General features: G+C 46.4%; 1 protein-coding gene. It reads right to left on the bottom strand.

Annotated elements, in window-relative coordinates; translation table 11 throughout:
* Positions 1-38: 38 nt before the first annotated feature.
* Positions 39-1189, bottom strand: a protein-coding gene (locus KW93_RS13410) for an IS3 family transposase (protein WP_152602462.1) whose coding sequence is annotated in 2 segments (ribosomal slippage) — positions 39-916 and positions 916-1189 — 1152 coding nt in all. Because the reading frame shifts where the segments join, the coding sequence is not laid out codon by codon here.
* Between the last annotated feature and the right edge of the window lie 86 nt (positions 1190-1275).

Raw genomic sequence — 1275 nt, 5'->3', positions numbered from 1 at the left:
TGAACTGACCCGGTAATTTGAGACACAAGAAAAAACACCTAGGCTGCCATTGTCCGATACTCGATCGGGGAATGGCAGTTTAATTTTTGGAATGGTCGGATGTAGTTGTAATAATACATGTAATCTTCTACTTTTTGTTGTACAATGGCATTGGTTAGGTGCACCCTCTCGAGGGTGTAGAATTCTTCCGACTTTAGCGAGGAGTGGAAGGATTCGATGACGGCGTTATCAAAGCAGTTTCCTTTGCGGGACATGCTGGTGATAATGCCGTTTTCTTTTGTCGCCAGTTGAAACGCGCGTGATGTGTACTGAGCCCCTTGGTCACTGTGCAGGATGGTTCCGGCCGTGTTCCGTTTCCGGCAAGCCATCTCCAGCGTATCCAACACGAGCTGCGCATTTTGTGTGTCACTGACTTTGTAGGCAATCACTTCATTGTTATACAAGTCCAGAATGGTCGACAAGTAAAGCATGCTTTCCCCGAAGGGGAGATACGTAATGTCCGTCACCCACTTTTGATTGGGGGCGTCCGCTTTAAAGTTTTGTTCCAATAGGTTCGGTACCACCAGGTTGCTCTCACCCGCCATTTTCTTCGCCCTCTTGGGTTTGATGCGACATTGAATCTGGTATTTTTGCATAATCCGCTGCACTGTCTTCCGATCGACTAGGGTGCCGGCATTTTTTAACAGGCCTTTCACCGTCCGGTGACCCACTCGAAACTTCAGCTGTTCACAAATTGCGATAATCTCTTTTTCCAATTCCGTTTTGCCGTACTTCCTCCGACGCCACCGGTAATAAGTGGGGCGAGGGACGCCCATGCATTCACAGATCATCGTAATGGAATATTTCTCTTTGAAACAATCCACCAGCTCTAGGAAGAGGGCCGGTTCCACCCCCTTTCCAGTTCCCGGTACTTTCCCATCAGTTCTTCTTTCACTTCGTAATACAGAACTTTCTTTCTCAATTCCTCAATTTCACTCAACTCCGCATTGAAGCTGTATTGCTTGCCTGTAGCCTGCGCCAACCGATGAGACTCGCCATCTCGATACCATTTCATCCACGTCCTGATTTGAGACCTGTTTTTAATCTGATGGATTTCCATGATCTCGGCATTGGTATAGTTCCCGCTCAGTTTCATCTGGATCACTTGTAGTTTAATTTCCTCTGGATAAAATCGTTGTTTTGACCCCATACAGAAAAACACCTCCAAATTGTCGTTGGTACTACATACGACGTTGGTGGTGTTTTTTCCTTGTCTCATTTTATTGGGTCACTCTA

It is taken from the genome of Planococcus sp. CAU13 (genome assembly GCF_000775575.1).
Taxonomy (GTDB): Bacteria; Bacillota; Bacilli; order Bacillales_A; family Planococcaceae; genus Planococcus.
The sequence above is the reverse complement of the archived record's forward strand: the minus strand, read 5'-3'. Positions and strand labels throughout refer to the sequence as shown.